The organism is Desulfatibacillum alkenivorans DSM 16219, from assembly GCF_900142135.1.
Taxonomy (GTDB): domain Bacteria; phylum Desulfobacterota; class Desulfobacteria; order Desulfobacterales; family Desulfatibacillaceae; genus Desulfatibacillum; species Desulfatibacillum alkenivorans.
Window position 1 is genome coordinate 1 of sequence record NZ_FQZU01000086.1, and the last position, 2,415, is coordinate 2,415.

Here is a 2,415-nt window from a genome sequence, read left to right on the forward strand (position 1 = left end):
AACGGGACGGATTTGGTGCGGGACAGGTAATGAAAATCATTCCTCACCGTGTACGCCTTGCCATGGAATTGAAGGGCGGTGTGGTAGGCCAGGATTGAGTCGGGCGTCATCTTGCCGGCGAGAAGAAAAGGGTCCACCGGCGCGGTGTCCGGGTCCATTCCCTCGGGCACGACGGCATACAGGCCACGCCTCACCATGATCAGCCTGCCCTGCTTCCGGTAATAGGCAAGCATGGCCTTCCGTTTTTTGGAACTGGGCGACCCTCTGGATTCGAGGGCGGCGTCCAGTTCCTCAAGGGTGAAGACGGGTTGTTTGGAAAAGAAAACCTGGTACTTCATGGCTGGCCCCATTATTGACGGAAAGGCGAGATAAGAAGGACCATAATATTCTTATCTAGTCATTCTGTCAAATCTAATTGCCGGAAAATTTGACATAACGGCAAGAAAGGTGGTGGAAAAAGAGTCACAAATCAATTATCCGTCAAGTATGCGGTGCGTGAGGCGGCTTATTGGTATGGCCCGGAGTTCTCCACCCGAAGGACAGCCGCCGCTTCATTCAAAACGGTAATAATGTTCCTTCTTTAGTAACCCCGCTCTGCAAATCTTTAGAGAATTCCGGTTGGGTTGGCTGTGGAAATCGGGTATGATCGGGCCGCCAACAAACACAGATGAGGATGATGATATGGACGAAATGCAATTGTTTTTGGAAATTCACCAGAATATGCCCCGCCAGGGGCCTGGAAACACGGCATCCACTCTGAAAGCATTGAAACTCTGCGCAGGACTGCCTTCGGCCCCCAGGGTTCTGGACGTGGGCTGCGGACCTGGAATGCAAACCATGGACTTGGCCCAGGCTCTGGATGGACCCATCACGGGGGTGGATTTTTTCACTCAATATGTGGAAGAACTACAGAAAAATATTGAAAAGGAAGGGATGGCCGACAGGGTTACGGCTATGCAGGGGGACATGGAAGCCCTGTTTTTTCCACCCGCTTCTTTTGATCTGATCTGGAGCGAGGGCGCCATTTACATCATGGGTTTTGAAAAGGGCATCCACTCCTGGTCGCCCCTTTTGGCGCCCGGCGGATACCTTGCTGTGACGGAGGCCACCTGGCTGAAGTCTGAACCCCCTGCCCGGGTGAAGCAGTTCTGGGATGAAGGCTACCCGCTCATGAAGAACATTGAGGGCAACCTGGATATCATCCAAGCCTGCGGTGGAGAGATAATAGGGCATTTTGTCCTGCCGGAATCCGCTTGGTGGGACCATTATTACGGTCCTCTGGAAAAACGCCTGGAGATTCTGGAAGAGAAATGGGCGGACAACCCGGCCGGGCAGGAGGTTCTGGCCATGGAGCGAACAGAAATCGACCTTTTCAAAAACTACTCGGATTATTACGGGTACGTGTTTTATGTCGCGAGGTTTGGATAAGGTCCAAGCCTACGGACTGAATCCGTCTCGCCATCGGCGTCACCATATCGAACTTACATTATTTCCCATTTCCCGGTGCCGGGATTATGGTTTCCCGATCTTTCTTTCAACCGTCGACTTTTGGGAGCTGATCAAGGTACTTGTCTACGTCCTTGATATCCCAAAGGGTTTTGGAATAAATCTTCTTCGCAGGAATCGGGAACTCTCCTGCATAAAACTTATTCCGGATAGTCTGTGGGCTCAACCCAATGTATTCGGCAAGCTCGTCAAAATTCAGCATGCGTTTCGCGAACTTCTTTTTGCCAGCTTTTATATTGGCCGTTTCCTTTTTCATTGTCCGTTCTGCCCGAAAAATAATGTCGTGACGTCACCGCCCTCTGGTGCATGGCCAAGGGCAGTCTCGATCAACATATTTTTGAAAACCCAATCGCAACCGTTGGCAAAAGGTTCGCCATGTGTTTTTCAATCATCAGGGCCTCTTTTAGATTTTTTCCTGAGTATTGATGTGACCATGTCAACGATGGCCTCTTGTGAGAATTGATCAAGGTCTTCATAATAATGGATTTCTTGACTGGTAATATCAACTCCACCCCCTTGGTGCAGTTCGACCTTCCCTACTATTTGCTTGGGTTTTGACCGTTTTCCTTGTGATTCGCTCATAATTTCCTCCTCTTTCTTTGGTTGTTGATTCTAACCGGCAAATCGAAAATGGATTCCCTCCACCTCCCTTGCTGGCCGGACCCGCCAGGCGTTCTCCGTTTCGCAGTCCACTTCAAGTTATCTTTAAGAAGAGAGATCAGATTGGAAGTGCCTCACCAATAAGAACCATGGTGGGTTACTGGGGCGCGGGCTCTGAAGGTTTCGCTTTCACCTGGGGTATCGTTGTTCCAACGGGGGTGACGTGTTCCCAGGTTGGCTGGCATGGTTCGTCACCCTATGCGCAAATTTACATCCGGTCACTCTTTGGGCATGCAAACCGAAGCCAAA

The 2,415-nt window shown here is 50.5% G+C and carries 4 protein-coding genes; 1 reads left to right on the forward strand and 3 read right to left on the reverse strand.

The features are described from left to right. Positions 1 to 338 (reverse strand): type IV toxin-antitoxin system AbiEi family antitoxin domain-containing protein (locus tag BUE18_RS27070; protein WP_170868488.1); only part of this gene is annotated, 338 nt, incomplete at its 3' end. A 343-nt stretch (positions 339 to 681) separates the two neighbouring features. On the opposite strand from BUE18_RS27070, the gene BUE18_RS27075 reads away from it, so the two are divergent. Beyond that, on the forward strand, positions 682 to 1,428 hold the full coding sequence (locus BUE18_RS27075; RefSeq protein ID WP_211482855.1) for a class I SAM-dependent methyltransferase: 747 nt from the start codon (positions 682 to 684) through the stop codon (positions 1,426 to 1,428). Between the two features lie 106 nt (positions 1,429 to 1,534). Here BUE18_RS27075 and BUE18_RS27080 read toward each other — a convergent pair whose 3' ends face one another. Beyond that, a complete protein-coding gene (locus BUE18_RS27080) occupies positions 1,535 to 1,762 on the reverse strand; it encodes a helix-turn-helix transcriptional regulator (RefSeq protein WP_073479229.1) in 228 nt (75 codons plus the stop codon). A 128-nt stretch (positions 1,763 to 1,890) separates the two neighbouring features. Further along, positions 1,891 to 2,088 carry a hypothetical protein gene (locus tag BUE18_RS27085; RefSeq protein WP_073479230.1) on the reverse strand — a complete coding sequence of 66 codons (198 nt, stop codon included), beginning with the start codon at positions 2,086 to 2,088 and terminating at the stop codon, positions 1,891 to 1,893. Between the last annotated feature and the right edge of the window lie 327 nt (positions 2,089 to 2,415).